A 2,316-nucleotide genomic window follows, 5' to 3' on the forward strand; every position below is an offset into this window, starting at 1 on the left:
ATCTATAGGAGCTACTTCTATGATTTTATTTATTTTTTTTATAAAACAATAAATTTAAAGAAGATTTCATTTCACTTAAATTAAAAAACTCGTAGTGATTATTTATAAAATAGCCTATTGTATTCTGAGAAATATATTTTGTTTCTATATTTCTTTTTTTTAAAAATTTACTAGCTTCATATCTGTAATAATTAATATCGTCCATAACTGTATAAAAATCATCTCTATATTTTTCTTTTAGTTTTTCAATCCTTAAAGAATCTAATTTAGGTGTTAAGACAACGTTTTCCTTTATGTATAATGTGTCATTTTGTATTGGAGAATTATTTTTTAAAACCGATTTACCGAAGTTTTTATTATCCAAAATCTTAGTTTTCTTTTTACAAGACATACTTAAGATTAAAAGGACAGGAAGTAAAATTTTTTTAATCATAGCTTATTGAGTAATTTCTATATGGTAACAATTTCTATCAGTTTCATTGATTATTTTCTTGATTTTTCCATCCGTTTTTAATTTTTCTAATTCTGCTAAAAAATCTTTAGGGTTATCTAACCTTCTACTAGAAATATCAAAAACATTAATAATATCAGAATCACCGCAGTGATTAGAAACTTTCGAAGGACCTAATTCATTAATTTTCTCTTCCATTTTGACAATTATTTGTTCTTTGGTTTTCTTTTTAGCTAATTGGTCTACATAAACATCAATAATTTGATCTCCATTCCCACCGTATAGAGATTTTTGAGCCTTTACTCCATTGCTAACAGTTTGATCATACATTATTTCTGCTTGTTTCCTAGCACTTCTAATAGTGCTTGTTATGCTAATGGAATAATTTTTAGAATTTCGTCCAGCTTTTTTTATCAAGTCTTTTGATTTTGTTGAAACGTTTTTTGCATTAGAACTAAATAAATATTTTATGTCTACTTTTTTATTTTTCAATTCAAACCAATTCCCATCGCTATCTAGCCATAGATTTTTGATTGCTTCGCCACGTATTTCGCCGCCTTCGCTATCACCGTGGTAATTGATATTTATTTCTTCTTGTCCAGGAACGGTATGTCCTTCTACTAGTAAGTATAAAGGTATTTTTTTGTCTTTTCCTTCTAAAGCTTTTTGCCAAGCTTCTTTTTTGGTCTTATCGTTATGGTCTATTTGTAATTTGTAGATCGCTGTTTCGGCATAGTCATCTACATTCATATAATGCTTTTCGCACAGCGCACCTACTTTTACCTCGCCTTTGGTACCATAATTACCTTTTTCATCTTTGAAGGTAACCAGTGCATCTTTTTCCTCAATACCTTTTTCCTTACCTTGTTTTATATTAAAATACAAACTATAGCCTTGGAAACCTTCGGTTTCTACTACTAGGTACAATTCACTATTCAAAGTGCCTTCGTTTACTTTTTCAAAAGTTATTTTTTTGTTGGTCTCGGTAGTGGCTACTGTATTTGGAAGTGTTATTTTTTGCCCAACTTTCAGTTTATCTTTATTAGCTTCGGTTAGTTTATCATCACTTTCAATGATAGCATCAACCGTAGTACTTTTTTTAGTGGCTATTTTACTTAATGTATCACCATTTGCCACTACATAAGTTTCTTGCACTGTTTCTGTTGTGCTAGTAGTTATAACCTCTTCAATTTTTGCTGTAGCAAAATAGGCTTTGTTAATCTTGGGTCTAAAAATTTTAAGATCGGGAGAAGTAAAAGTAATATGTGAATATTCTCCTTTAAATCGTACTGTAGGCATAGCTTAGTTGGTTTGTCTAATTACTTGTAGTTTTATTTTTTGAGTGTCAGCGGTTACTTTTAGGTCTTCAAGTTGGTCGTTTTCAAAAACATTGCCTTGGTATTTAAAATCGTTTTGAGTATTGGTTAAGTCTAAATCTATATATTTTCCCACAGCATTTGAGGTATGTAATACATAGTATACTTGTTCTCCACTAACCAATTGATAGTCGTCTATTTTTTCTCCTGCAAGATTGGTATAATAGCCGTCTGTAATAACTGGTTCTAAATTTTCATTTTCAATTATAGCTGGAGCTGCTTGTTTTTCAAACGGGTTACTAGGATTCCATTCGTTTTCGTAGATAAAGCCATTAACTCTTAAAATACCTGGACTTAGAATAATGTTGCAAGTCATGGGTTTGTTATCCTTGTAGTTAAAAGACTCATGAAAATGCAACATATAGGCATTGGCAAATTCCCAATCTTTATGTTTGTGTAGCCCATCACGTTGATAAAATCGGACAAGACCACTAACCATCTGTCTGGATGATACCGCTACGGTAAAAAATTCAGTAACATCTTTAGGGG

At 30.6% G+C, this 2,316-nt stretch carries 3 protein-coding genes; all 3 read right to left on the reverse strand.

Features of this window, described 5'->3' with window-relative positions:
* Nucleotides 1-25: 25 nt before the first annotated feature.
* On the reverse strand, nucleotides 26-433 hold the full coding sequence (locus GMC_RS0101940) for a hypothetical protein (RefSeq protein WP_010520554.1): 408 nt from the start codon (nucleotides 431-433) through the stop codon (nucleotides 26-28).
* 3 nt (nucleotides 434-436) lie between these two features.
* A complete protein-coding gene (locus GMC_RS22020; protein ID WP_010520555.1) occupies nucleotides 437-1,750 on the reverse strand; it encodes a LysM peptidoglycan-binding domain-containing protein in 1,314 nt (437 codons plus the stop codon).
* A 3-nt stretch (nucleotides 1,751-1,753) separates the two neighbouring features.
* On the reverse strand, nucleotides 1,754-2,316 hold a 563-nt coding region (gene tssD, locus GMC_RS18680), incomplete at its 5' end, for a type VI secretion system tube protein TssD (RefSeq protein WP_010520556.1).

The organism is Aquimarina agarivorans (assembly GCF_000218485.1).
GTDB classification, from domain to species: domain Bacteria; phylum Bacteroidota; class Bacteroidia; order Flavobacteriales; family Flavobacteriaceae; genus Aquimarina; species Aquimarina agarivorans.